This is a genomic window from Pseudomonas sp. SIMBA_068, assembly GCF_046534705.1.
In the GTDB taxonomy this organism is placed as follows: domain Bacteria; phylum Pseudomonadota; class Gammaproteobacteria; order Pseudomonadales; family Pseudomonadaceae; genus Aquipseudomonas; species Aquipseudomonas putida.
Genome location: NZ_JAWRYI010000002.1, coordinates 150,344 through 175,806, shown reverse-complemented (window position 1 = coordinate 175,806; position 25,463 = coordinate 150,344). Strand labels below are relative to the sequence as shown.

Here is a 25,463-nt window from a genome sequence, read left to right as displayed (position 1 = left end):
CGATGGTAAAAAGCCCCGCGTGCCAGGCGAATGCATCGTTGGCAGCGGGGCTCTCGTCATTTGGTAGTAGGGCTGCTTGCCTCAGGCCACTGCTTTACGGCTTGGCGCTGGCCGTTTGCTGCAGCTGCTTGGGCAGCTTGAAAGTCCAGAGCATGCCGCCCTGGTTGAAGTCCTTGACCCGCTTGGCCACTTCGCCACCCCACAGCGGTACCGCGCCGCCCCAGCCGGAGACCACCGACACGTATTGCTCGCCGTCCATTTCCCAGGTCACGGGCGAACCAAGCACGCCGGAGCCGGTCTGGAATTCCCAGACCTTGTCGCCGGTCTTGGCGTTGAAGGCCTGCAGGAAGCCTTCCGGCGTGCCGGTGAACACCAGGTTGCCCTTGGTGGTCAGCACCCCGCCCCACAGCGGCGCGTAGTTCTTGTGCCGCCACACCTCCTTGCCACTGATCGGGTCGATGGCACGCAGCACGCCGATGTAGTCTTCGTTGAGCGGCTTGATGGTGAAGCCGGCGCCGAGGAACGCCGCGCCTTTCTTGTAGGCGATGCCTTCGTTCCAGATGTCCATGCCCCACTCGTTGGAGGGCACGTAGAACAGCCCGGTGTCCTTGTTGTAGGCCATCGGCATCCAGTTCTTGGCGCCGAGGAACGCCGGGGCGACGAACACCGAGCTGCCCTTGGCTTCGCTGCCGGGTGCGCCTGGGCGGCTGGCCTCGTTGTAGATCGGCCGGCCGTCCTTGTCCAGGCCGGTGGCCCAGGTGATCTTGTCGACGAAGGGGAAGCCGCGAATGAACTTGCCGTTGGTGCGGTCCAGCACGTAGAAGAAGCCGTTGCGGTCGGCGGTGGCGGCGGCCTTGACCTCCTTGCCGCCATCCTTGTAGTTGAACGAGATCAGTTCGTTGACGCCGTCGAAGTCCCAGCCGTCATGCGGCGTGCTCTGGAAGTGCCACTTGATGGTGCCGTCGTCCGGGTTCAGCGCCAGGCGCGACGAGGAATACAGGTTGTCACCGGGGCGCAGGTGCGAGTTCCACGGTGCCGGGTTGCCGGTGCCGAACAGGATCAGGTTGGTTTCCGGGTCGTAGTAACCGCCCAGCCAGGGCGCAGCGCCGCCGGTCTTCCACAGGTCCCCGGGCCAGGTCTTGCCCGCCTCGCCGCCGGAAATACCGTTCTCGATCGCCTTGCCGTCCTTGTACACGTAGCCCATGTGCCCTTCCACGGTGGGGCGCATCCACAGCAGCTCGCCGTTTTCCGGGTTGTAGGCCTGGATCTTGCCCACCACGCCGAACTCGCCACCGGCGACGCCGGTGATCAGCTTGCCGTTGACGATCATGGGCGCGGCGCTGATGGAGTAGCCTTCCTTGTGGTCGGCCACCTTCTTGCTCCAGACCACCTTGCCGGTGTCCTTGTTCAGGGCCACCAGTTTGGCGTCCAGGGTGCCGAAGAACACCAGGTCGCCGTACAGCGCCACGCCGCGGTTGATCACGTCGCAGCAGGGGCGGATGTCATCCGGCAGGCGTGCATCGTATTGCCACAGTTTCTTGCCGGTGCGCGCATCCACGGCGAACACCCGCGAGTAGGAACCGGTCAGGTACATCACCCCGTCCTTGATCAGCGGCTGGGCCTGCTGGCCGCGTTGCTTTTCACCACCGAAGGAGAACGCCCAGACCGGCCGCAGTTCCTTGACGTTGTTGGCATTGAGCAGGTCCAGCGGGCTGTAGCGCTGGCCCTGCACACCCAGGCCATTGGTCACGATCTGCTGCGGGTTCTTCGGGTCCTGGAGGATTTCTTCAGTGCTGACAGCGGCGTGGGCTGCACCGGCAAGCAGCATGGCGCTGAGCACCAGGCTCACGGCGAACATGGGGCGACGCGGGGATCGGGTCATGACGGCTACCTTTGGTTTTTTTGTTGTGCCCGGGAAAATTTCCCGGTGTGCCGGGAATTCTTGGTTGCCGCCAGTTCGCCAACAATTGCCCGCTGTGCGGAGTTTTCTAGTTCCTTGGTACAGGGCTGCGTCCCCAAGACAAGCGCGATCCCTTGGGGATCGCATCAGGGGTTGGCGTCGACCCGCTGGAGTTGTTGGCGTTCGTAGCGGGGATACAGATGGCTGACACTGCGAATCAACTCATGACGGGTCAGGGTGATCCCGGCAAAGCGTTCAGGGATGGGGCTGCGGATCATCTCGGCCATGTCGTCGCCTCGCGCCGCGCCGTCGCGCATCAGGCCATCCAGCCAGCCCAGGTAATCACGCATCTGTGCAAACGGCCGGGCATCGCTGGCCACCGGCCCGTGCCCGGGCACAAGCAGCTTCCAGGGCAAGGCTTGCAGGGTGTCCAGGTCCTTTTGCCACACCCCCAGCCCCGGGCTGTTGGGGGTGGTCAAGGCACGCTCGTAAAACACCAGGTCGCCAGCGAACAGCACGCCGGTCTTCTCATCCAGAATCGCCAGGTCGGCGCCGGTATGCCCGCCTAGCTCCAGCAACCGCAGGCGGTGCCCGCCCACCTCGTGGATACCCGGCTGCAGCACCTGGGTAGGCAGCACCACTTCGGTGCCGCGCATCCAGTCGCCGACCAGGCGGTACATGTTCTCGGCCATGGCCTCGCCCTGCTGGCGCAGCAAGTCGCCGGTACCGGCCAAGGCGCCAATAGGCACATCGGCAAAGGCCTGGTTGCCCAGTACATGGTCAGGGTGATGATGGGTCAGCAGCACTTCCAGCACCGGCTTTTCGGTGGTGGCGGCAATCGCCTGGCGCAACGCGTCGCCGTAACGCTTCGACGGCCCGCTGTCGATCACCACCACACCGCTGTCGGTGACAATGAACGCGGTATTGACGATATTGCCGCCATTGGCCTTGGCGAAGTTGTCGGTGCTGCCCTCCAGTAGCCAGGTACCCTCCGCAATCTGCCGGGGCACAAGCCGATAGTCCAGGTCTGCCTGGGCCGGCAGCCCCAGGCACAGCAGCAACAGCATCATCCAACGCATGAAGAGCGCCTCTGGTCAGGGGTGAAATCGGGCAATGGGCTCAGGGCACTGCCGCTTCGAACTGGTTGCCGCTGTTGTCCTGCAACAGCAGCCGGGTCGGCCCGGCGCCCTGGATATCGAAGCCCAGGCTGGGGTTTTCGCTGACCGCCGGGTACAGCTCAAGGCTGGCCAGGCGCTGGCCTTTCGCGTCCTGCAACTCGGCATGGTTGAGGAAGAACTCGGGAATACCGCTGACCAGGCCGTTGTCCATCGGGTGGGCCACCTGCAGGCGCAAGCGGCTGCTGTCGCCACGCGGGTAGCGCCCGCCCAGCACTTCACCGAGGTGCTCTTCCCAGCCAGGCTGCGTGCGCACCACGCTGGGCGCGGTACAGCCGCCGCCGGCGGCATCGATCAGGGTCGAGCCGACGTGCCACAGGCCGTCGCGCGTCAGCACGGCGGCGCGCAGCGGCGTGGCCTGTTCGATGCGGATGCGGATCGACAACCACGGCAACACGTGCTCGCCGGGCTGAAAGTCGACAATGCGCGGCAATGGGTTGAGCTCGGCCCAGGCGATTATCCGCACCACCTCGCCAGCGAATGCCCGGGCGTCGATTTCCAGCGGCACCTGCCGTGCGTCCTCGGCAAAGGGCGGCGCCAGCAGCTTGACCCGGTCATCGAAGACGAACGCGGCCTGGCCCAGCAGCTGCTTGTGGTAGAAGTCCCACATCACCGAGGGCACCGGGTCCGTCTGGGGGGCTGGGATGGCAGCCTGGGCTGACCAGGGTATCCAGCAGGCCAGCAGGAAAGTCGCTCGCCAGTTCATGGCCTGCTCCTGATTGAACAACACATAAGCCACTGATTCAGCGAGGCCCTGTGGGAGCGGGCATGCCCGCTCCCACAGGGAAGGTGTGTGCCCCGCTATTGATACATCTCCGGAACCTCGTAGCGCAGGCCGTAAGCTGCATACATCGCCTTGAGCCGGCCATCGCGGATCATCGCCTCAAGGGCTTCTTCCACGGCATAGGCCAGCTGACGGTTGCTTTCATGGACAGCCATGCCGATTTCCCAGGCCTGCTTGCCCAGGTTGGGGTAGGCGTTTTCCGCCAGGGCCAGTTGCGGGTCGGCGGCCTGGTGCAGCTGCCAGTCAACTTCGCCACGCATCGCCATCACCGCGTCCACCTGGCCGGCCTTCATTGCTTCAAACGCCTGCTGTACACCGGGGTAATGACGGGTTTTGGCACTGAGCATGCCGTTGAACACCGAAGTGAGGTAGAACGAAGGCACGCTGTCCACCTCGACCCCGATCGGATGCTGCTGGAACACCGCCACACTGGCCACCGACTTCAGACGACGCTGGTCGTAGGCCACTTGCCAGCGCTCTTGCTGATAAGGGCCGAACATCACCACCTGCGCGTTTTCCAGCTCGCCCAGTTCGTTGCGTTTTTGCGCGTAGGCGTGGTCGTAGGGCACCCTCATCATCAGGTCGGCCAACTGCTGGTGGCGCAGCGGGCTGCCGCGCCAGATGTAATCGCGCAGGTCATCGTCAAGCTTTTCCCCGGCCGGCGCCCAGATCAGTTGCAAGCGCACCCCCAAGGCGGTCGCCAACGCCTGCGCCAGCTCCACATCGACACCCCGGGGCTTGCCGTGGTCCTCGAAACTGTAGGGCGCGAAATCCTTGTACACCGCCACCTTCAGTTCGCCAGCGGCGATGATCGCGTCGTAGTTGCGCACCTGCGCCTGGGCCGTCGCGCACCACAGCAGCAGGCTACAAAGCCACACGGCAAACAGACGCATGGCCGTCACTCCTCGACGTGCACGCTGTCCAGGTAGGTGCGCACCGCCCACAGGGCTTCCTGGCTGAGGTAGTCGGCCATCTTCGGCATGTACACACGGCCATCGCGGACCGCGCCATGGCGTACCCGTTCGACAAACCATTCATCCCCGGCGTCACCGGCATCGAGCATGCGCAGGTCGGGGGCAATACCGCCGGACTTGGCCTCCAGGCCATGGCAGGCAGCGCAATTCTGGTTGTAGGCCGAGGCGCCGATTTCCACGGCCTTGTCGTGCTCCGGCGAGCTGCGGTAAGGGTTTACTGCCGCCCAGCCGTCGCCGTCCAGGCTTACACCGGCGTCCTTGATCGGGGTCAGGCCCTTGGTCTCCACCGCCTGGGGCACTACGTTGCCATGGGCCCAGGCCGTACCGGTCAGCACCGCTGCAGCCAGCAGCCCTGCAGCAAGCAACACATTGTGTTTTGTTGTCATTGTTATGCCCTCACCATTGCACGCAAAGCCTCAACCACAGAGGCCGTGCCGCCATCTTAGAAACAGCCTGCGGGCGCTCGAATGCTGCTTTGGTGGCCGGGCCTTACTCCCTTGGTAGTAGGGCTTGTGGCGAAGGGCCAATTGAGGTGCCGTTCGGGAACTATTCCCGGCAAGGGCGGGACTTTTTCCGTATCCCGCGACAGCTCCCCCGCCCCACCCTGTGCAGGCCAAAACCTCCACTGGGAACTGCAACCATGACAATAAGATCGCTACCCGCCCTTTCCCCTCTGGCCCTGAGCGTGCGCGTCCTGCTACTGGCCGGTGGCCTGGCCCTGGGCAATGTGGCAACAGCGGCCACTGCACCTTCTGCACCTGCCGGCAAGAGCGTCACCTGGGAAGACATCGCCAACGACCACCTGACCACCAAGGACGTGCTGCAGTACGGCATGGGCACCAATGCCCAGCGCTGGAGCCCGCTGGCCCAGGTCAATGACCAGAACGTTTTCAAGCTGACTCCGGCCTGGTCGTACTCCTTCGGCGACGAGAAGCAGCGCGGCCAGGAATCCCAGGCCATCGTCAGCGACGGCGTGGTCTACGTCACCGGCTCGTACTCGCGGGTGTTTGCCCTCGATGCCAAGACCGGCAAACGCCTGTGGACCTACAACCACCGCCTGCCCGACAACATTCGCCCGTGCTGCGACGTGGTCAACCGCGGGGCGGCCATCTTCGGCGACAAGATCTACTTCGGCACCCTGGACGCGCGGCTCATCGCCCTCGACAAGCACACTGGCAAAGTCGTGTGGAACAAGAAGTTCGGCGACCACAGCGCCGGCTACACCATGACCGGCGCCCCGGTGCTGATCAAGGACAAGACCAGCGGCAAGGTGCTGCTGATCCATGGCAGCTCGGGCGATGAATTCGGCGTTGTCGGCCAGCTGTTCGCCCGTGACCCGGACACTGGCGAAGAGGTATGGATGCGGCCCTTCGTCGAAGGCCACATGGGCCGCCTGAACGGCAAGGACAGCACCCCCACCGGCGACGTCAAGGCGCCATCCTGGCCAGACGACCCAACCACCGAAACCGGCAAGGTGGAAGCCTGGAGCCACGGCGGCGGCGCCCCTTGGCAGAGCGCCAGCTTCGATGCCGAGACCAACACCATCATCGTCGGCGCTGGCAACCCTGGCCCCTGGAACACCTGGGCGCGCACCTCCAAAGATGGCAACCCCCACGACTACGACAGCCTCTACACCTCGGGCCAGGTCGGTGTCGACCCCAGCACCGGCGAGGTCAAGTGGTTCTACCAGCACACCCCCAACGATGCTTGGGACTTCTCCGGCAACAACGAGCTGGTACTGTTCGACTACAAGGACAAGGACGGCAAGGTGGTCAAGGCCACCGGGCACGCCGACCGCAACGGCTTCTTCTACGTGGTGGACCGCAACAACGGCAAGCTGCAGAACGCCTTCCCCTTCGTCGACAACATCACCTGGGCCAGCCATATCGACCTGAAGACCGGGCGCCCGGTTGAAAACCCCGGCCAACGCCCGGCCAAGCCGCTGCCGGGTGAAACCAAGGGCAAGCCGGTGGAAGTCTCGCCGCCGTTCCTGGGTGGCAAGAACTGGAACCCGATGGCCTACAGCCAGGACACCGGTCTGTTCTACATCCCGGGCAACCAGTGGAAAGAGGAATACTGGACCGAGGAAGTGAACTACAAGAAGGGTTCGGCGTACCTGGGCATGGGCTTCCGGATCAAGCGCATGTACGACGACCATGTCGGCACCTTGCGCGCCATGGACCCGACCACCGGCAAGCTGGTGTGGGAGCACAAGGAGCACCTGCCGCTTTGGGCAGGCGTACTGGCAACCAAGGGCAACCTGGTGTTCACCGGCACTGGCGACGGCTTCTTCAAGGCCTTCGACGCCAAGACGGGCAAGGAGCTTTGGAAGTTCCAGACCGGCAGCGGCATCGTCTCGCCGCCTATCACCTGGGAGCAGGACGGCGAGCAGTACATCGGCGTGACCGTGGGCTACGGCGGCGCCGTGCCGCTGTGGGGCGGCGACATGGCCGAGCTGACCAAGCCGGTGGCTCAGGGCGGCTCGTTCTGGGTGTTCAAGATCCCGAGCTGGGACAACAAGACTGCGCAGCGTTGACTGCCTGAGGTAAAGCGTTACTGGGGCTGCTTTGCAGCCCATCGCCGGCAAGCCAGCTCCCACACTACGGTGCAGATCTCAAGGGCTGTGCAGTCCCTGTAGGAGCTGGCTTGCCGGCGATGGGCCGCGCGACCCCGCAAATGCCCTGTTCCAACTGAGAGCCTTTCACCATGAACTACCTGCCATTTGCCTTGCTGTTGGTACTGTCCCCTGCCTTGGCCGTGAGTGCCGACGACGATGGCAACGATGCCCCCTTGACCATCAACGGCTGCGTCATTGCCGAAGCCAGCCAGTGCCAGGGGGCCAACCTGCGCGGTGCCAAGCTGGCCAACCAGGACCTGCGCAAGATGAACCTGGCCGGCGCCGACCTGCGTGATGCCGACCTGCGCCATGCCCGGCTGGACCTGGCCAACCTGGAAAAAGCCCGCCTGCAGGGCGCCAACCTGACCCGTGCCAGCCTGCAACAGAGCAACCTGCGTGTGGCTGACCTGAGCAACAGCAAGCTGGTGGCCATTCAGGGCTGGGGCTTGTTCGCCCAAGGGGCACAGTTTGCAAAGGCCGACCTCAGTGCAGCCTACTTGCAGTTCGCCAGGCTGTCCGGGGCGAAGCTGCAGCAGGCCAACTTGCAGGCGGCGGACCTGGAGATGGCGTGGCTGAGCAAGGCTGATTTGCAAGGGGCCAACCTGAGCGATGCCAACCTGCAAGAGGCCAAGTTTAGCCAGAGCAACCTTGCGCGTGCCGATTTGCGCGGGGCGCGGCAGCATTACGGGAATTTCCAGGAGGCCAACATGGAGGGGTGCAAGGGGTGCCCGGATACATGGGACAAATGAGTTCAGTTAGCAGGGGCCGCTGACAAACCTCGCCCCGCCACCTTCACCACCCCCAGGTTGATGCCCAGGTGCACCAGCTCGGCATGCGAACTGACCTGCAACTTGCTCTTGAGCAAGGTCAGATGATTGGACACAGTCTTGGCGCTGATGCACAGCTGCTCGGCAATCACCCGCATCGGCGTACCTTTGGCCAGCATGGTGAAAATCTCCAGTTCACGCTGGGTCATGCGCTGCAAGCGCGGGTCACTGGTGCTTTGCTGTGACGTGCACGCCAACTGGGTAGCCAAGGGTTGTTCGATGTAGGCGTGCCCGGCCAACACGCGCTGCACGGCCTCGATCAACACCTCGGGCGCCGAGTTCTTGGTCAGGTAGCCCGAGGCCCCCGCCTCCAGCGCCTGGCGCACCAGCGGCAGCTCGTCGTGCATGCTGAAAAACAGCACCCGTAGCTGAGGCAGGCGCTGGCGCAGGCGGCGGGTGGTTTCCAGGCCGCTGATACCCGGCAGGCCAAAGTCCATGATCACCAGGTTCGGTACTTGCTCCTGTACCCGGGCCAAGGCCTCTTCACCACTGGCGGCCTCACGCACCTGCATCGCCGGCAATACCGTGCGCAGCAGGCTGGCATAGCCCTGGCGGACCACAGCATGGTCATCGACCAATACGATATTCATCACACCTCCTTGGGAATGTTCAGGGCCAGCGCCCAGCCGCCACCCGGGCGGCTCAAGATGCGCAACTCCCCCCCAAGGCTGCGCGCACGCTCGGCCATCGAGTGCAGGCCTACCCCTGGGCGATGGGGCGGGTGCGCACCGCGGCCATTGTCGCGAATGAACAGGCGCAAACCCTTGGCACTGCGCTGCAGGCGCACCCGCACCTGGCTTGCGCCGGCATGCCGGGCGACGTTGGTCAGTGCCTCTTGCAGCAAACGGTACAGGTGCGTTCTGCTCGCCCCGGGCAGCGCCGGCAAGTGCTCGCCAACCCGCAGCCGGCATTCGATGCCCTGGCTGGCCTGCCACTGGCTCACCAGCAGGCCGAACGCCTCGGCCAGCGGCATGTAGTGCAGCGCCACCGGATACAGGTTGTGCACCAAGGCGCGAAAACCGTGCTGGAGGCGCTCGCAATTGAGTTCGAGGTCGTGCGCCGTCTGTGTCACCACCGCAGGTTGCTCGGCCACCATACGCAACAGACAGAGCTGGGCACGAATACCTGCCAGGTATTGCCCCAGGTCGTCGTGCAGCGCCTGCGCCAGCTGGGTACGCTCATGCTCCTGTGCCGCCAGCAGTGCCTGGGTCAGCTGCGCATTGTCGCCCCTGGCCTGCTCCAGCGTCGCGGTCATATGGTTGAAGTAAGCCGCCAGCTGGCGCGCCTCCGGCAGGCCCGCCTCGCGCAAGCGCGCAGTCAACTGCCCGCCCGAAACCTGGCGCAAGGCGCACAGCAGCTCATCCAGCAAGCCCATGGCCCGCCGTACCGCCCAGCGAATGGTCAGCAAGCTCAACAGCAAGGCCAGGCCACACAGGCCAAGCAGTTGCTGCAGAGAGTCCCAGACTTCGTCGATCTCATCCCGCGGATCGACCGCAATCAACACCCGGCGCCCGTCATTCAGCTCCAGCAGCCGACTGCTGCTGGGGCGCTCGCCAAACAGCTGGTGGCCCAGCCAGGCATCCAGCCCGGTCTGCGGCGGTAACCGCGGCGCTTCACCCGGCGCCAGCCAGTGCACCCGCACATGGCGCAGGCTCTGGGTCAGCCGGGGTTGCAGGCTTGCCGGGTCGCGTTCGGCAGTGTCACCGAGATACGCCACCACCGCTTCGGCAGACTGCAACTCACGCTCTACATCAGCTATCGCCTGGTGCAACAACACGCCGGCACAGGCTAGCGCCACCAAAGCGAAACAGAACGTGACCCACAGGTTGATCCGCCACAGGGCCGACAGGTTGACAAGGCGCACAGGCGATTCTCCTCGGGGCGTCGTGGCCCATCGTGCTCCCCATCCTAAAGCCGCAGCACCCGCGCCGAATTACTACCTTGGTACCGGGCTAGCGCTACTTTCTGCATATTTCCTCCTCTCGGCGGGCTTCCTATGCTGGCGCCATCTGCCGTGGAGTGTGTTATGCGCCAGCCTGCCCACCTTGCCCTGACCTGCCTGTTGGCCCTGGCCGCGACGCTGTCTGCGCCCCTGGCGCCCGCCGCTCAGGGCCAACCCGCAGCACCACTGCAAGTGCGCATCGGCTACCTGGGCTATCGGCCCGACCCCGGCCCGCTGCTGTCCAATGTCATTTCAGAGCCTGCCGACGCCGGGCGGCAAGGTGCCGAGCTGGCGATTGTCGACAGTAACAGCACCGGGCGCTTCTTGAAGCAGCAGTTCCAGCTGAGCAACGCCACGGTCGACAGCCCCGAGGCGCTGCTGCAGGCGGCAAAGGCACAGCACGAGCAAGGCCTGCGGCTGTTTGTGGTGAATGCCCCGGCCGCCAGCCTGCGCGCTTTGTCTGCCGCCCTGCCCGACAGCCTGCTGTTCAACGCCGGCAGCCCCGACGACAGCCTGCGCAGCAGCCAGTGCCTGGGCAATGTGCTGCACAGCCTGCCGGGGCGGGCCATGCTGGCCGATGCGCTGGTGCAATTCCTGGTGCTGCGCAAGTGGCAGCGGGCGCTGCTGGTGGTTGGCCAGACCGAAGACGACCAGGCCTACGCCGCCGCCCTGCGCCGTTCGGTGAAGCGCTTTGGCGTGCAATTGGTAGCGGAGAAGACCTGGACCTTCGACAACGACCAGCGCCGCAGCGCCCAGGCCGACATGCCGCTGTTCACCCAAACCGCCGAATACGACGTGGTGCTGGTGGCCGACGAGCGCGGCGACTTTGGCGAGTACCTGCCCTACCAGACCTGGTACCCCCGCCCCGTGGCCGGCACCCAGGGCCTGACCCCCACCGGCTGGCACAAGACCGTGGAAACCTTTGGCGCAGCGCAGCTGCAAAAACGCTTCGAGGCCCAGGCCGGGCGCTGGATGAATGACCGCGACTTTGCCGCCTGGATGGCCGTGCGCAGCATTGCCAGCGCAGCCAGCAAGCTGCGCCAGGCCGAACCCCGCGCGCTACAACAACTGCTGCTCAGCGAACAGCTGCCACTGGATGGTTTCAAGGGCCGCAAGCTCAGCTACCGCCCGTGGAATGGCGAACTGCGCCAGCCAATCCCGCTGGTGCAGCCGCGCGCCCTGGTCAGCACTTCGCCGCAGGAGGGCTTCCTGCACCCTTTCAACGAAATGGACAGCCTGGGCTACGACAAGCCCGAAGTGACCTGCAGCTACCCCTGATCCGATAACCACAACAATAAGGAATTCGCCATGCGCCGCCCCCTCTTCCACCGGGCCCTGCTTTACCCCAGCCTGCTGTCGGGCGCCCTGGCGCTGGCCTGCGGGCACGCCATGGCCGCCACTGCCTGGGTCTCCAACGAAAAGGACAACAGCCTCAGCCTGATCGACATGCAAACGCTGGAAGTCACCGAAACCTTGCCGGTGGGCCAGCGCCCGCGCGGCTTGCTGCTGTCACACGACAACAAGCTGCTGTACATCTGCGCCAGCGATTCGGACCGGGTGCAGGTGATGGACGTGGCCACCCGCAAGATCATCAAGGAGCTGCCCTCTGGCAAGGACCCCGAGCAGTTCGCCCTGCACCCCAACGACCGCTGGCTGTACGTGTCCAACGAGGACGATGCGCTGGTGACGGTGATCGACACCGTCACCGACAAGGTGCTCGGGCAGATCGACGTCGGTATCGAGCCCGAAGGCATGGCGGTGAGCCCCGACGGCAAGTGGGCCGTCAACACCAGTGAAACCACCAACATGCTGCACTGGATCGACACCAGCACCCAGACCCTGGCCGACAGCACCCTGGTCGACCAGCGGCCGCGTTTCGTCGAGTTCGACAAGGACGGTTCACGGCTGTGGGCCTCGGCGGAAATCGGTGGCACGGTGACCATCCTCGACGTGACCACGCGCCAGGTATTGAAAACCCTGAATTTCCAGATCAAGGGCGTGCACCCGGACAAAGTCCAGCCGGTGGGCATCAAGCTCAGCGCCGACGGCAAGTACGCTTTCGTCGCGCTGGGCCCGGCCAACCATGTGGCGGTTATCGATGCCAAGACCTTGGATGTGCTCGACTACCTGCTGGTCGGGCGGCGGGTCTGGCAGCTGGCGTTCACCCCGGACCAGAGCCAGTTGCTGGCCACCAACGGGGTCAGCGGCGACGTTTCGGTGATCGACGCGAAGTCCCTCAAAGTGCTCAAGTCGGTGAAGGTGGGGCGCTACCCCTGGGGCGTGGTGGTAACACCATGAATGCCCTCGACGTCAGTGATGTGAGCTTCGCCTACGGCCAGCGCGAAGCCCTCAAGCAGGTGGGTTTCAGCCTGGCGCCCGGGCGCTTCGCCGCACTGCTGGGTCCCAATGGCGCCGGCAAGTCGACCTTGATCGCCCTGCTTACCCGCCTTTACGACCTGCAGCACGGCGACATCCGCGTAAGCGGCTGCTCTCTGCGCAACGCTGCACGCCCGGCGTTGCGCCAGTTGGGCGTGGTGTTTCAGCAAAGCACCCTGGACCTGGACCTGAGCGTTGAACAGAACCTGCGCTACCACGCCGCGCTGCATGGCCTGTCGCGGCGCCAGAGCGACCTGCGGGTGGAAGCCGAACTGGCCCGCCAGGGCCTTGGCGAACGCAGGCGCGATCGTGTACGCGAGCTGAACATCGGCCATCGGCGCCGGGTGGAAATTGCCCGCGCGCTGCTGCATGAACCGCGCCTGCTGCTGCTCGACGAAGCCAGCGTCGGCCTTGACCCCGCCAGCCGACTGGCGCTCAACCAGCACCTGCGCGGGCTGTGCCGCGAGCAGCAGCTCAGTGTGCTGTGGACCACCCACCTGCTGGACGAAGTGCAGCCCAGCGATGACTTGCTGATTCTGCATCAGGGTCGCCTGGTGGCCAGTGGCACCGCCGATGCGCTGAGCCTGGAGCACGGCGGCGACCTCGACAACGCCTTTGCCAGGCTGACCAACGCCCACTCAGGAGCCGACGCCCGATGAACGCTTACTGGCAATGTTTCAACGGCATCATGCTGCGCGAATGGCTGCGCTTCGTGTTGCAGCGCACGCGCCTGCTCAGTGCCCTGGTGCGCCCGTTGCTGTGGTTGCTGGTGTTCGCCGCAGGGTTTCGCGCGGCGCTGGGCATTGCCATCATCGAGCCCTACGACACCTATATCCCTTACGAGGTGTATATCATTCCGGGGCTGGCCTGCATGATTCTGCTGTTCAACGGCATGCAGGGCTCGCTGTCGATGGTCTATGACCGCGAGATGGGCAGCATGCGCGTGCTCTTGACCAGCCCATTGCCGCGGCCTTTCCTGCTGGGCAGCAAACTGTTGGCGACGTCGTTGATTTCCCTGCTGCAAGTCTATGCCTTCCTCGCCATCGCCTGGCTCTACGGCGTGCAGCCACCGGCTGCGGGCTTGCTGCTGGCGCTGCCGGCAATGCTGCTGGTGGCGTTCATGCTCAGCGCCCTGGGTCTGTTGCTGTCGAACGCGATCCGCCAACTGGAGAATTTTGCCGGGGTGATGAATTTCGTGATTTTTCCGCTGTTTTTCCTGTCTTCGGCGTTGTACCCGCTGTGGAAGATGCGCGAGGCCAGCCAGTGGTTGTACTGGCTGTGTGCTGTGAACCCGTTCACCCATGCCGTGGAACTGGTGCGGTTTGCGCTGTATGAGCGGTTGAACCTGTTGGCGCTGGCGGTGTGCCTGGGGTTGACCGCGTTGTTTACCCTGCTGGCGATACTCACCTTCAACCCCCAGCATGCGGCGCTGCGCAAGCCCCGCTGATTAACCAGGCCTGTGAGTGCGCTGTTCTTGTGGGAGCGGCCTTGTGTCGCGATTGGGCTAGCTACATTCCTTTCAGCGCCCGGGCTTCTACTACTTTAGTACTGCCTTTGCTGTCTAATCGTCGCATTCACAACGCACCGCCACTGGCATGTAATGGGCCTATAACAAAAAGGATAAAACCATGCCACGTGCCCTGCGCCCTTTGTTGGCTGCCCTTTCGCTGAGCCTCTCGCTGGGCGTCGCCTGCGCCGACACCACGCCGCTGTTCTCCGCCGAAGGCTATCGCACCACCCTCTATCGCAGCCCGACCCCGCAACAGGTCGAAGGTGGCCAGGTCATCGACACCGCCACGCTGCAACGCCTGCTGGGGCAGACTCCCAGGCCGGTGCTGGTTGACGTCTATCGCCGGCAATGGCTGCAAGGCCGCTTCATCGAAGACGAACCGCACAGCAACCTTCCCGGCAGCCTGTGGCTGGCCAACACCGGCGACGGCGAACTGAGCCCGGCCTGGCAGGACTACTTCATACGTAACCTGCAAAAAGCCACCGCCGGGCAGTCAGAGCAACCGCTGGTCTTCTACTGCCGCTCCGATTGCTGGTTAAGCTGGAACGCGGTAAAACGCGCCAAGGCCCTGGGCTATAACAACCTGTACTGGTACCGCGATGGCCTGGACGCCTGGCAGCAAGCCAACCTGCCGCTGCAGCCGGCGCAACCCGTGCCCTTCCCCTGAAACACTTGCCTGCGAACGCGTGCCCATCCAATAAAAACAAGGTGAAAAGGCCATGTACAAAATTCTGATTGCCGACGATCACCCCCTGTTTCGCGAAGCCATCCACAACGTCATCAGCGATGGCTTTCAAGGCAGCGAGGTCATGGAGACTGCCGACCTGGACAGCGCCCTGGCATTGACCCAGGCGCACGACGACCTCGACCTGATCCTGCTCGACCTGAACATGCCCGGCATGCACGGCCTCAATGGCCTGATCACCCTGCGCAACGAGGCGCCGACCACGCCGGTAGTGATCGTTTCGGCCGAGCAGGAAAAGCAGATCGTGTTGCAGGCCATCACCTACGGTGCCGTGGGCTTCATCACCAAGTCCTCGCCACGCTCACAGATGATCGAAGCGATCGAGCAGATCCTCAATGGCAATGTCTACCTGCCACCCGACATCATCCGTGCGCAAAAAAGCAGCACCAGCCGGCGCCACAACGATACCCCAAGCTTCCCGCCGGAAATGCTCCAGGCGCTGACCCGCAAGCAGCTGCTGGTGCTTGAGCGCATGACCAAGGGCGAATCGAACAAGCAGATCGCCTATACGCTGGATATCGCCGAAACCACAGTGAAGGCGCACGTGTCGGCGATCTTGCGTAAGTTGAACGTGCATAATCGGGTGCAGGCGATCCTGAGTGCCGGCGATATCGATTTTGCTGATTACTTGCGGCGCTGACCTGTTCGGGCCTATTCGCGGGTGAACCCGCTCCCACAGAGCCCGCGAAGAGGCCAGCGGCTATGTCATGCTGCTGGCCAACAAGTGGCTCATCGCAGTCTTGAGCTTCATCGGCCGCACCGGTTTGTGCATCAGGGTATGGCCCAGCTCGCGGATCTGCTGCTTGAGGTCGTTGCTGTAGTTGGCGGTGATCATCAGCGCTGGCAGCGGCTGGGCGCGGCGGGCATTGATCCGCGCCACGGCGTCGACACCATTGCAGTCGTTGTCCAGGTGATAGTCGGCAATCAGCAGGTCGGCCTCGGCGTGGTAATTGTCCACCTGGCGCGCCAGGTCTTCCTCCGACAGCGCCGTGACCACCTGGCAGCCCCAGCCCTCCAGCAGGGTGCGCATGCCGGCGCAGATCGCCGCATCGTTATCCAGCACCCACACCCGCGCCCCACGCAAGCGTTCGAGCATCGGCTCGCAGCTCACCGGGCTTGGCTGGGCCTTGGGCGCGGTGGCGCTCAGCGGCACTTCGACGGCGAACACCGAACCTTTGCCGAGCCATGAACGCACCCGGATCCGGTGGCCGAGGATGCCGGCGATCTTTTCCACGATCGCCAGGCCCAAACCCAACCCGCGGTCCTGGTCCGGGCGCTGGACATCACCGCGCTTGAATTCCTGGAACATGTCTTCCAGGTGCTCTTCGGCAATGCCGATACCGCTGTCCCACACTTCGATCCGCAGGCCGCCACGCTGGCGCCGACAACCCAACACAACGCGCCCGCTGTGGGTGTAGCGGATGGCATTGCTGAGCAGGTTGCGCAGGATCCGCGCCAGCAGCTGGATGTCACTGCGCACCACCGCCGAACAGCCCACAAAATGCAGTTCAAGCCCTTCGCTGCGCGCCACTTCGGCGTATTCGGCAGCCAGGTTGTCCATCAGTTCGCTGAGGGCGAACGGGGCGACATCGGCCTTGATCACCCCGGCATCGAGCTTGGATATATCCACCAGGGTGCCTAGCAGGTTCTCTACATCCTCCAGCGAGTTGCTGACATTTCGAATGAGGTGGGCATTGTCTTTCGGCTCGCGGCGCTCGAGCAGCGCGCTGGTGAACAGCCGCGCCGCGTTCAGCGGTTGCAGCAGGTCGTGGCTGACCGCAGCGAGGAATTTGGTTTTCGACAGGTTGGCCTGTTCGGCCTCGCGCTTGGCCTCGCGCAGGCGCGACTCGGCCTGGCTGCGCTCCTCTATCTCACGCAGCAACTGGTCGTTGAGGCTGGTCAGTTCAGCGGTGCGTTCGCGCACCCGTTGCTCCAGGTGTTGATAGGCCTGGTGCAGCGCCTGGGCGGTATTGCGGCGCTCGGTGATGTCGCGGATCAATACGAAGATACCCACCACGTCGCCATTGGCCAGGCGGTTCGGTACGTAGGAGCGCAGCATGTAGCGCTCCTGGCCATTGATGTTGGTTTCGGCAAATTCGAAGGTGACACTCTCCCCTGCCAACGCCCGCGCCACATAGGCTTCCAGGCGCTGGTAATGCTGCTCGCTGTGGGCCTCGCGCAGGCTCTGGCCCAGCATCACGCCGTGCGGCCAGCAATACCATTCTTCATAAACCTTGTTGGTGAATTCGTAGACCAGATCGGCATTCAGGTAAGCGATCAGCGCCGGGACATTGTCGGTAATCAGGCGAATCTGGTGTTGGTGGGCGGTCTCGGCCCGCTGTCGGGCTTCGCTTAGCAGCCGGTTGACGGCCTTGAGCTCAGCCATGGCCTGGTTCAGGGCATCGGTGCGTTCACGCACCTGCTCGGCCAGCACCACCGAATGCTGGAACGCCGCATAGGGGTCGTTGCCCCGCGTTACCCCCGACTCGATGCGTTCAATCAACGCGCCGTTGATCCGCTGCAACTTGTGGTTTTCGTGCTGCAGCCGGCTGAGCTCGGCCTGCAGTTCAGCGCCCGACAGGAGGCCGGTTGCGGGCAATGGCGACCCCGGTGAAGGTCTGGTTGATATGCATGCCATTGAACTGTTCTCCGTAGGTGTTGAAGCCGATCACCCGCTGCTCGCGCAAGAACGCACCCACCGGCTCCAGGCCGTGATGGGCTTCCAGCTCCAGACGCCGCAGAAAGCAATCACAACCGATGGTCAGCAGCGGCGGGCCAAGGCGCTGGTGCAAACCGTCGAACAGCTGGTGCAGGTTCGGCAACAGCGGGCCCGGGGCCATGGCGGTGAGCACGATGCCATTTTCCACTGCGCAATAGAAACTCAGGCTCAGGTCCGGATGCACTTGCTGGATCGCCCGCACGTAGTACTGGTCATGAATGCGCACGGCCAGCGGATGGGCGGCGAATACCCGGTAATCGAGCGCAGCCACCGGCACGCCGATGTGCCGGGCGTACTCCTCGGCAGCAGGCTCGGCATTCAGCTCGAAGACCCGACGCTGGGCGCTGTCGGCGCCGGTTACCACCAGTTTTTCCTGGCGTGGCAGGATGTGGTGCGTGGTGAACACTTCGAAATCGAGCCAGGTGTTGACCAGCACCACCACTGCGGCACCGTTGTGGAACGCGCCACCGAAATACACATGGGTACGGGTCAGGTAATTGTCGTCACCGGCCGAACCGCCAAAATGCGGGATGTCACCCAGTGCCGCGCTGAGCGCGGCGAGCACCATCTCCTCGCGGCTGGACAGGCCGTCGAGCAGGGTCAGGGCAAAGCTGTGGCCCTTGATCGGCGCCAGGGTGTTACTGCGGCAGGTGCCGACCAGGCGCTCGACCATCTGCTGCGCGTCGATCAGGCTGAAGTGCTCCATCTCATCGATGAGCTCGGTAGCGATGGAAAAATGCCGGTGATCAAAGCCCACCGCCGTGACGCAATTGCGGCCGTAGCCCAGCGGGGTGATTTCGCCAGCGCTGGTGCAACCGACCAGGCGGATACCGCCAAAGCCCTGCTCCAACGCTTCGCCCAAGGCTTGCAAGTCGTATTCGGCGGAACAGAAGAACAGTACGAAACCCAGGTGCGGGTGCAGCAGCTGCCGCGCCAGGTCCTGGGCGGCCAGCCGTGCATCAGGGGCCTGTGACATGGCGCTGACCACACCGTCGTTTTGAGCCTGCTGCATCGTGGTCTCCGGCGCGGGTGGCTGAGGGGTCAGTGTACGAAGGTGAGCAAGGGGGACGAATGCTACTTGGGTAGTGGGTGGGCGGTTCCATGGGCGTAATAGCCCGCATCATTTGGGGCCGCCTTGCGGCCCCAGGGATTCACCAGGTCAACACCGCACCCACCGCAAAGGTATCGGTGTCTTCGTTCTGCGCGCTGGTGTCATGCCCGTCGATGGAAAACTGGTTGTACTCGGCCACCAGCTTGAGGTTATCGTTTACATCATGGAACAGCGCCACGCCGCGGGTCTCGTAGTCCGCCCCGCTGCCCACCGCGCCATTGCCATCGTCATTGGTCTTGCCATAGGACAGCGCCACGCGGTTCTTGCCGATCTTGTACGAGCCCTGCAGCAGGTAGCCGTCACTGTCGACATTGCGCAAAACCGGTTCGCCCGCGTTGTTGGTGAAGAACGGGTTGATGCCCTTGGCCTGGAACCCCGAGCCAGTCAGCGACAACCCGCCCATCTTGGCCTGAACGCCATAGCCGACACCTTTGGAGGTAATGGACTCCACCGTCGAATCGGTATTGTCGGAGGTCTGGTAGCTGCCGTTGACCCAGCTGTAGATCTGCGCCCCGCCCAGGTCGAACTGGTAGGTGATCTCGCTTTCGGTGCGCGGGTTTTCCTGGTACGCCTTGCCGGTCGGGCTGCTGTCGTTGGTGTCTACCGGGTCCATGATGCCCACCGCCACCCGCAGGCCGTCCACCACCGGCGTGCGGTAAGTGATCTGCGAGGTGGGGAACGGGTACGGGTAACCACTGCCGATGTTGCCGAACGACACCCCGCCGCCGTCCACCAGCCCCAGCTTGTCGCTGACCTGGCCATAACCGGCCAGCAGCTCGTCCAGCAGGATGTTGGAGCGGGCGAACAACCCGAAGTCCTTGCCAATCAGCACCTCGCCCCACGTGGGGTTGGCCACGGTGCCGTAGAACTGGCGCACGTCGATGGCGGTGTCGGTGCCGTTGGTTTCACTGTCGTTGATGGTTACCCAGAACGAGGCACGCGCGCCGAGCTTCAGGTCATCCACCTGCTTGCCCATGTTGAAGCCGAGGTAGTTGGGCAAGAAGCCCATTTTCACCCGCGACTGACGGCGGTCGAACTGTTCGCCCTCACGGTCGACCTTGCTGTTGACGTAGAAAGCGTTGATGTAACCGTCGGTGGAAAACGTTGTCTGGTCCTTGTCGTACAGCATGATCTCGGCCTCGGCGACGCCGCTCAGGCCCAGGGCAGAAAAGCTGGCGATGGCGGCTGCGAGGAAACGAGGCGGCAGGTGCTTATTGTTGTTGTGCATGGCGCGCTCCAAACGGGGACTGGATGTCGGAGGCGATTATCGGAAGTGGCCAAATGGCCAGATACGCTGCTTTGGGGCAGGCGGGCAGGTGCTTTGGGCTAGCGAATGCGGCGTGAGGACTTGGTCGCGGTACCAGGTCGGGCCAGGAGGCAAGACTTAGGGTGTACGCATGAATAGCAGGCAGGTATCAGTACAACTGTACGAACTGGGGCCGCCCTGCGGCCCCATTGATACCGATTGCGCTGACCACTGCCCTCAGGAAGCAAGCGCCTGCGAGCGCTGGCGCTCGGGCATCTCATAGCGGTGCGGTTGCTGCCAGGCCAGCCGTGCCTGCACGTCGACCGCCGCGTCCATCACCTTCTGTGCCCAGTTTTCGTCTTTCGGGCACACCACCACAACGCGAAAACCGTGGTCGACGCCTTCCAGCCGCACACCTTCGGAATCATCGACATGCAGGTCGATATCGAACGCCGAGGGCAACTTCGAGGGCGAATGCTCAAGGCCGTTCTGGGCCAGGATATGCTGGTGCCGTTCGCTGTTGACCACACCATCGACATGGATGCCATAAAGCATCAGCCAGCGCCGGATGTAGGCCGGGGTGCGCCCCGACGAGGTATAGATCCAGATGCTGCAGCCCTGGCGGCGCAGGTCGCGGATCAGCGACCGCGTGCCACTGCGCAGGGGCTCGCCCAACCAGCGATGGACGAATTTCGGCAGCTTGCTGTCTTCGGCAGCAGCGTGCTCGGGCAGGCAGGCGAGCGTGTCGTCGATATCGAACGAAATGCGTACCTGGCCACGCTTGAGCTTGCGTTCAAGGGCTTGGCGCCCGCGTGCGAACATGGAGTAACGTTGCATCAGCGGCGCCCCTCACAGGCAGGCACGGGCGTGCCGTTCAGGAAGAACTTGCCGGGCTCAGGCGCCTTCTCTTCAAGGAAAGCAGCGTACTTTTTCTTGATCTTGGGTAGTTCGTACAAAGCCTTTACACCGTGTTTAGCGGAGTTGCGTATGACCGAGGACGGGTTGAAGTAACCCTCGGCGTTTTCCAGCGACAGCACGAAAGGCGGCAGCCCGGCACGCATCAGCAGGTAGCTGACGAGGAGCGAACCTGTGCGGTTGTTGCCTTCGATGAACAACTGCGGCTTGCTGAGGATTCGTACATAAACACCGGCTGCCCGCTTCCAGACCGAATCGCTGCGGTACGAGCAGTACCAGTTGTACAAGTCCTTGATGCCACCTTCGACGTTGTTGAAAAAGTGCGCCTCGGTTGCGGCGAGGTGCGGGGCATATTCCAGGCGACGGGCCGGGTCGCTGCCGCACAGCACGGTGGCATTGATTTCCAGCATCAGGTTCAGCTGTTGCAGGTCGAAGAGGTCGATACCGCGAGCGACATAGTCGTCAATCAGGGCGTAGCCTTCAAGCACGTTCAGCAGCACCTCGTCGGTAAACGGATCCCGCGGTTCGGTGAAATGCCGGCTGAGTTCGGCAAAGCGGCCCTGCACCTCGCGCAGTGCGCGCTCTACCGCTGAAAGATCAAGACGACGCGTTGCTCGCATTGGAAATCCCGGGTAACACTTTAACGGAAGGTAACGCGGCCGGGTGCTGCAACCTCCCTGGCTGCAACACCCGGCCACCTTGGGCGTGCCTGACTCAGCTGAACTTGCCGCTGATGTAGTCGCTGGTCAGTTGCTCGCGTGGGTTCTGGAAAATCTGCGCCGTAGGGCCCATCTCGACCAGGTAACCGGTGCGGCTGCCCTGGGAAATATCGACCGAGAAGAACGCCGTGGTGTCAGCCACACGAATCGCCTGTTGCATGTTGTGGGTCACCAGGGCGATGGTGTAGTCCTTCTTCAGCTCGACCATCAACTCTTCCACGCGACGGGTGGCAATAGGGTCGAGTGCCGAGCATGGCTCGTCCAGCAGCAGCACTTCGGGCTCGGTGGCGATGGCGCGGGCAATGCACAGACGCTGCTGCTGGCCGCCGGACAGCGACAGGCCGCTGACCTTGAGCTTGTCCTTCACTTCGTCCCACAGCGCGGCGCCTTGCAAGGCGTGCTTCACGCGGTCACCCAGGTCGCCCTTGTAGCGGTTCAGGCGCAGGCCAAAGGCGACGTTGTCGAAGATGCTCATCGAGAACGGGTTGGGCTGCTGGAACACCATGCCGATGTAGCGGCGCACGACCACCGGGTCAACACCCTTGCCGTAGACATCCTGGCCCAGGAAGTGCACATGGCCTTCAAACCGGAAGCCCTTCACCAGGTCGTTCATGCGGTTGAGGCTACGCAGCACGGTACTCTTGCCGCAGCCCGACGGCCCGATGAAGCCGGTGATCTCGTTCTTCCTGATCGGCACATGGCTGTCACGCACGGCCATGAAGTTGCCGTAGAAAATCTTGTCCAGCTTGCAGTCCATGACGATCGGGGTGGCTTCACTGACCATGGGAGCGGCTCTTTGCGCAGTGGATACGTTCAAGTGGGATGCTCCCTTTCTCAATACTTGGGCTTGCCGAAGACTCGGCTCAGAATGTTGATTACCAGCACGATCATTACCAGGACCAGCGAGGCCGCCCACGCGAGCTCGAGCTGGTTGTCGAATGGCATGCCGGAGAAGTTGTAAATCAGTACGGCGAGCGAGGCCGTAGGGTTCATGACCGCCAGGCTGCCGTCATGGTAGATCCAGTAGTTGCTGAACAATGCGGTGAACAGCAGTGGCGCGGTTTCGCCAGCGGCGCGGGCCACGGCCAGCATGACGCCGGTGAGGATGGCCGGCAGGCCGGTGGGCAGGACGATCTTCCAGATCACCTGGGCCCGGGTGCAGCCCATGCCGTAAGCGGCGTCTTTCATGATCTTGGGCACCATCTTCATCGACTCTTCAGCGGTCAGCACCACGATCGGCAGCATCAGTACTGCCAGGGCCACACCGCCAGCCGGCGCCGAGTAAGTACCGGTGGTCATCACCACCAGGGCGTAGGCAAAAACCCCGGCCAGGATCGACGGCAGGCCGGTGAGCATCTTGGCGGCAAAGCGCGCGGCGTTGGCCAGCTTGCTGTCGGGGCCGAGTTCGGCCAGGAACACTGCTGCCAGGATACCGACCGGTACCGCGATGGCGGCGGCGATGCCGACCATGACGAAGGTACCGGCCATGGCGTTACCAAAACCGCCACCCATCTCGAAGCCGGTCGGCGGCAGCTCGGTGAACACTTCCAGACTCAGGCGTGCACCGCCGCGGGTGATCAGCATGTACAGCACGGAAATCAGCGGCACGCTGGCCACCAGCGCCGCGAGCCATGCCAGGGTGGTCAAAAGCACGCTGCGCAGGGCACGGCCTTCCAGCTTGCGTTGCAGGCTGGGCAATGCGGCTACAGGGGTCGTCAAGTCAGTCATTGTTTGTTACCACGCTGGGCGTAGAGCATGATCATCGAGCCGAGCACGTTCACCAGCAGAGTGATGAACATCAGGACCAGTGCCGCGTACATCAGCACTTCGACCTCGTTCGGGCCGGCTTCCGGGAAGTTCAGCGCCAGCAGCGCCGCCAGGGTGTTGGCCGGGGCGAACAAGGAAAGGGAAATGGTGTTGGCGTTGCCGACCAGCATGGCCAGTGCCATGGTTTCACCGAGCGCGCGGCCCAGGCCCAGCACCAGCGAACCAAAGATGCCGGTAGCAGCCGATGGAACCATCACCTTGAGGATGGCTTCCCAGTGGGTAGTACCCATGCCGTAGGCAGCCTGCTTGGTTTTCATCGGTACGCTGGTCAGCGCATCCTGGGAAACGGCAGCGATGGTCGGCAGGATCATGATCGCCAGTACCAGCGCAGCAGGCAGCAGGCCGGGCCCGCTCAGGGAGGTGCCGAAAAACGGGATCCAGCCCAGCTCGCTGTTCAACCAGGCGGTCAGCGGGCGAATCGCCGGGATGACCACGTAGATGCCCCACAGGCCGTAGACCACGCTGGGGATGGCGGCGAGCAGTTCGACGATGGTGCGAAACACCGCGGCGAGCTTGGCCGGAAGGAAATCCTGGGTGAGGAAAATGGCCATGCTCACGCCGAAGAAACCGGCGATCAACAGGGCGATGAAGGCACTGTAAAGCGTGCCCCAGATCGCTGGCAGAATACCGTACTTGCCCTGGTTGACGTCCCAGACGCTGCCGAACAGCACGTCAAAGCCGTGCTTTTCGATGCCGGGCAGTGCCTTGCGGCCCACTTCGTAGACCAGCGCGAAGACCAGCGCCAGTACCAGCACCACACCAATGCGTGCAAGCGCACGGAAGGTGCGATCGACCAGGAAGTCTTTCGCAGACGGTGGCTGGCACGCGGAATCGGGGTTATCCGGTATGGCAAAGGGTGTGTTCATGGGCAAGTTCCGGGACTAGGGACAAACACCCCCGGCATGGCTTCATGCCGATACCGGGAGCGCCTGGGTATTACTGGATGTTGGCAGACGCTTTGCGCACCTGGTCGACAACCGACGCAGGCAGCGGGATGTAACCCATCGAGTCGGCGATGGTCTGGCCTTTGGTCAGGCTGTACTCGACCATTTCACGCATGGCCTTGGCTTTTGCCGGGTTGCCGTTGTCCTTGCGGAAGATCATCCAGGTGTAGGAAGTGATCGGGTAGGACTTGGCACCGTCCGGGTCAGGCAGCCAGGCCACCAGGTTTTCCGGCATGTTCACCGCAGCCAGTGCTTCGGCACCGCTCTCTGCGTTTGGCACGACGTATTGGCCAGCCTTGTTCTGCAGCACGGCGAAGTCGACCTTGGCCAGCTTGGCGAAGCCGTATTCGATGTAGCCGATGGCGCCCGGGGTCTGGCGGACGGTGGCGGTTACGCCATCGTTCTTCGGCGACTTGATGAACTTGTCGGTGGCCGGCCAGTTGACGGTGTTGCCCTCACCCAGCCCTTGCTTGAAGTCAGCGTTGATGGCCGACAGGTGCTTGGTGAAGACCGCAGTGGTACCGCTGGAGTCGGCACGCACGACCACGGTGATCGGGGTAGCTGGCAGTTTCAACTCAGGGTTGGCCGCGGCGATTTGCGGGTCGTTCCACTGGGTGATCTTGCCCAGGAAGATGTTGGAGTACACGTCGCGCGGCAGCTTCAGCCCTTTAGGGTTGCCCGGCAGGTTGTAGGCCAGGACGATTTCACCGGCGGTCATTGGCAGCAACTGCACGCCTTCGCCAACCTTGGCAATGTCTGCTTCGCTCATGGCCGAGTCGCTGGCGGCGAAGTCGACGGTCTTGTTCAGGAAGTCCTGAACGCCCGCCCCGCTGCCCTTGGACTGGTAGTCAACGGTGACGCCAGCAGTGTTCTTGCTGAAGTCCTTGAACCAGGTCAGGTAGATTGGTGCAGGGAAGCTGGCGCCGGAACCTGTCAGGCGAACGTTTTCTGCAGCAAAGGCTGCCGAAGTGGCGCAAAGGGAGACCGCAACGGCGAGTGCAGCAGACTTCATCAGGCGTTTCATCAAAAAGTGCTCCTTGTGATGGCCGGCACACTTTGCATCAGCTGTGTTACAGCTTTGTGACTGTTGAGTGGCAGGCCGCACGGTAGAGCTTTTTGCCTGTGCCATCAG

Annotated in this window: 24 protein-coding genes; 8 read left to right on the top strand and 16 right to left on the bottom strand. The window is 63.4% G+C overall.

Features of this window, described 5'->3' with window-relative positions; genetic code table 11:
* Positions 1-94 precede the first annotated feature (94 nt).
* From pedH to pedF, 5 genes are all read right to left on the bottom strand, one after another.
* Positions 95-1,882 (bottom strand): PQQ-dependent alcohol dehydrogenase PedH, encoded by a 1,788-nt coding sequence (gene pedH / locus SB756_RS06835; protein WP_341795891.1) that lies wholly within the window; start codon positions 1,880-1,882, stop codon positions 95-97.
* Positions 1,883-2,046: 164 nt separating this feature from the next.
* A complete protein-coding gene (locus tag SB756_RS06830; protein ID WP_410910489.1) occupies positions 2,047-2,979 on the bottom strand; it encodes a quinoprotein relay system zinc metallohydrolase 1 in 933 nt (310 codons plus the stop codon).
* A gap of 40 nt (positions 2,980-3,019) precedes the next feature.
* Positions 3,020-3,781 carry a quinoprotein dehydrogenase-associated SoxYZ-like carrier gene (locus SB756_RS06825; RefSeq protein ID WP_341795893.1) on the bottom strand — a complete coding sequence of 254 codons (762 nt, stop codon included), beginning with the start codon at positions 3,779-3,781 and terminating at the stop codon, positions 3,020-3,022.
* A 95-nt stretch (positions 3,782-3,876) separates the two neighbouring features.
* Positions 3,877-4,752 (bottom strand): substrate-binding periplasmic protein, encoded by an 876-nt coding sequence (locus SB756_RS06820; protein ID WP_341795894.1) that lies wholly within the window; start codon positions 4,750-4,752, stop codon positions 3,877-3,879.
* Positions 4,753-4,757: 5 nt separating this feature from the next.
* Positions 4,758-5,219, bottom strand: a complete 462-nt coding sequence (pedF, locus tag SB756_RS06815) for a cytochrome c-550 PedF (protein WP_410910488.1) — start codon at positions 5,217-5,219, stop codon at positions 4,758-4,760.
* A 254-nt stretch (positions 5,220-5,473) separates the two neighbouring features.
* Between pedF and exaA the strand changes: the two genes are divergently transcribed.
* Positions 5,474-7,369 carry a quinoprotein ethanol dehydrogenase gene (gene exaA, locus SB756_RS06810; RefSeq protein WP_410910487.1) on the top strand — a complete coding sequence of 632 codons (1,896 nt, stop codon included), beginning with the start codon at positions 5,474-5,476 and terminating at the stop codon, positions 7,367-7,369.
* A gap of 170 nt (positions 7,370-7,539) precedes the next feature.
* The gene (locus SB756_RS06805; RefSeq protein WP_410910486.1) at positions 7,540-8,199 is read left to right on the top strand and encodes a pentapeptide repeat-containing protein; all 660 of its coding nucleotides are present in this window, start codon (positions 7,540-7,542) and stop codon (positions 8,197-8,199) included.
* Between the two features lie 2 nt (positions 8,200-8,201).
* Here SB756_RS06805 and SB756_RS06800 read toward each other — a convergent pair whose 3' ends face one another.
* The gene (locus SB756_RS06800; RefSeq protein ID WP_341795897.1) at positions 8,202-8,867 is read right to left on the bottom strand and encodes a response regulator transcription factor; all 666 of its coding nucleotides are present in this window, start codon (positions 8,865-8,867) and stop codon (positions 8,202-8,204) included.
* Positions 8,867-10,141: a HAMP domain-containing sensor histidine kinase gene (locus tag SB756_RS06795; protein ID WP_341795898.1), complete on the bottom strand. Its 1,275-nt coding sequence runs from the start codon at positions 10,139-10,141 to the stop codon at positions 8,867-8,869. The genes SB756_RS06800 and SB756_RS06795 overlap by 1 nt, the downstream gene beginning before the upstream one ends.
* Positions 10,142-10,303: 162 nt before the next feature.
* On the opposite strand from SB756_RS06795, the gene SB756_RS06790 reads away from it, so the two are divergent.
* The 6 genes from SB756_RS06790 (at position 10,304) to SB756_RS06765 (ending at position 15,490) form a co-directional block, all read left to right on the top strand.
* Entirely contained in the window at positions 10,304-11,497 is a 1,194-nt protein-coding gene (locus tag SB756_RS06790) for an ABC transporter substrate-binding protein (RefSeq protein WP_410910485.1), read from the top strand.
* Positions 11,498-11,527: 30 nt separating this feature from the next.
* On the top strand, positions 11,528-12,517 hold the full coding sequence (locus SB756_RS06785; protein ID WP_341795900.1) for a YVTN family beta-propeller repeat protein: 990 nt from the start codon (positions 11,528-11,530) through the stop codon (positions 12,515-12,517).
* A complete protein-coding gene (locus tag SB756_RS06780) occupies positions 12,514-13,254 on the top strand; it encodes an ABC transporter ATP-binding protein (protein WP_063425821.1) in 741 nt (246 codons plus the stop codon). Before SB756_RS06785 ends, SB756_RS06780 begins: the two co-directional genes overlap by 4 nt.
* Positions 13,251-14,042 carry an ABC transporter permease gene (locus tag SB756_RS06775; RefSeq protein WP_016500230.1) on the top strand — a complete coding sequence of 264 codons (792 nt, stop codon included), beginning with the start codon at positions 13,251-13,253 and terminating at the stop codon, positions 14,040-14,042. Before SB756_RS06780 ends, SB756_RS06775 begins: the two co-directional genes overlap by 4 nt.
* 181 nt (positions 14,043-14,223) lie before the next feature.
* On the top strand, positions 14,224-14,772 hold the full coding sequence (locus SB756_RS06770) for a PQQ-dependent catabolism-associated CXXCW motif protein (RefSeq protein ID WP_410910484.1): 549 nt from the start codon (positions 14,224-14,226) through the stop codon (positions 14,770-14,772).
* Positions 14,773-14,824: 52 nt separating this feature from the next.
* A complete protein-coding gene (locus tag SB756_RS06765; RefSeq protein ID WP_016500232.1) occupies positions 14,825-15,490 on the top strand; it encodes a response regulator transcription factor in 666 nt (221 codons plus the stop codon).
* A 60-nt stretch (positions 15,491-15,550) separates the two neighbouring features.
* Here the strand turns inward: SB756_RS06765 and SB756_RS06760 are convergent, their stop codons facing one another.
* The 9 genes from SB756_RS06760 to pstS form a co-directional block, all read right to left on the bottom strand.
* A complete protein-coding gene (locus SB756_RS06760; RefSeq protein WP_410910483.1) occupies positions 15,551-17,488 on the bottom strand; it encodes a NahK/ErcS family hybrid sensor histidine kinase/response regulator in 1,938 nt (645 codons plus the stop codon).
* Complete coding sequence (gene nosP, locus SB756_RS06755; RefSeq protein ID WP_063425815.1) at positions 17,418-18,581, bottom strand: nitric oxide-sensing protein NosP; 1,164 nt, start codon at positions 18,579-18,581, stop codon at positions 17,418-17,420. Before nosP ends, SB756_RS06760 begins: the two co-directional genes overlap by 71 nt.
* A 139-nt stretch (positions 18,582-18,720) precedes the next feature.
* On the bottom strand, positions 18,721-19,908 hold the full coding sequence (locus SB756_RS06750; protein ID WP_410910482.1) for a porin: 1,188 nt from the start codon (positions 19,906-19,908) through the stop codon (positions 18,721-18,723).
* A gap of 255 nt (positions 19,909-20,163) precedes the next feature.
* Complete coding sequence (locus SB756_RS06745) at positions 20,164-20,763, bottom strand: hypothetical protein (RefSeq protein WP_410910481.1); 600 nt, start codon at positions 20,761-20,763, stop codon at positions 20,164-20,166.
* Positions 20,763-21,461 (bottom strand): hypothetical protein, encoded by a 699-nt coding sequence (locus SB756_RS06740; protein WP_341795906.1) that lies wholly within the window; start codon positions 21,459-21,461, stop codon positions 20,763-20,765. The genes SB756_RS06745 and SB756_RS06740 overlap by 1 nt, the downstream gene beginning before the upstream one ends.
* Before the next feature lie 94 nt (positions 21,462-21,555).
* Positions 21,556-22,344: a phosphate ABC transporter ATP-binding protein PstB gene (gene pstB, locus SB756_RS06735; protein ID WP_016500238.1), complete on the bottom strand. Its 789-nt coding sequence runs from the start codon at positions 22,342-22,344 to the stop codon at positions 21,556-21,558.
* Between the two features lie 50 nt (positions 22,345-22,394).
* A complete protein-coding gene (gene pstA / locus SB756_RS06730) occupies positions 22,395-23,288 on the bottom strand; it encodes a phosphate ABC transporter permease PstA (RefSeq protein WP_016486166.1) in 894 nt (297 codons plus the stop codon).
* A complete protein-coding gene (pstC, locus tag SB756_RS06725; protein ID WP_016486165.1) occupies positions 23,285-24,253 on the bottom strand; it encodes a phosphate ABC transporter permease subunit PstC in 969 nt (322 codons plus the stop codon). The genes pstA and pstC overlap by 4 nt, the downstream gene beginning before the upstream one ends.
* Positions 24,254-24,323: 70 nt before the next feature.
* Complete coding sequence (pstS, locus tag SB756_RS06720; protein ID WP_341795907.1) at positions 24,324-25,355, bottom strand: phosphate ABC transporter substrate-binding protein PstS; 1,032 nt, start codon at positions 25,353-25,355, stop codon at positions 24,324-24,326.
* Between the last annotated feature and the right edge of the window lie 108 nt (positions 25,356-25,463).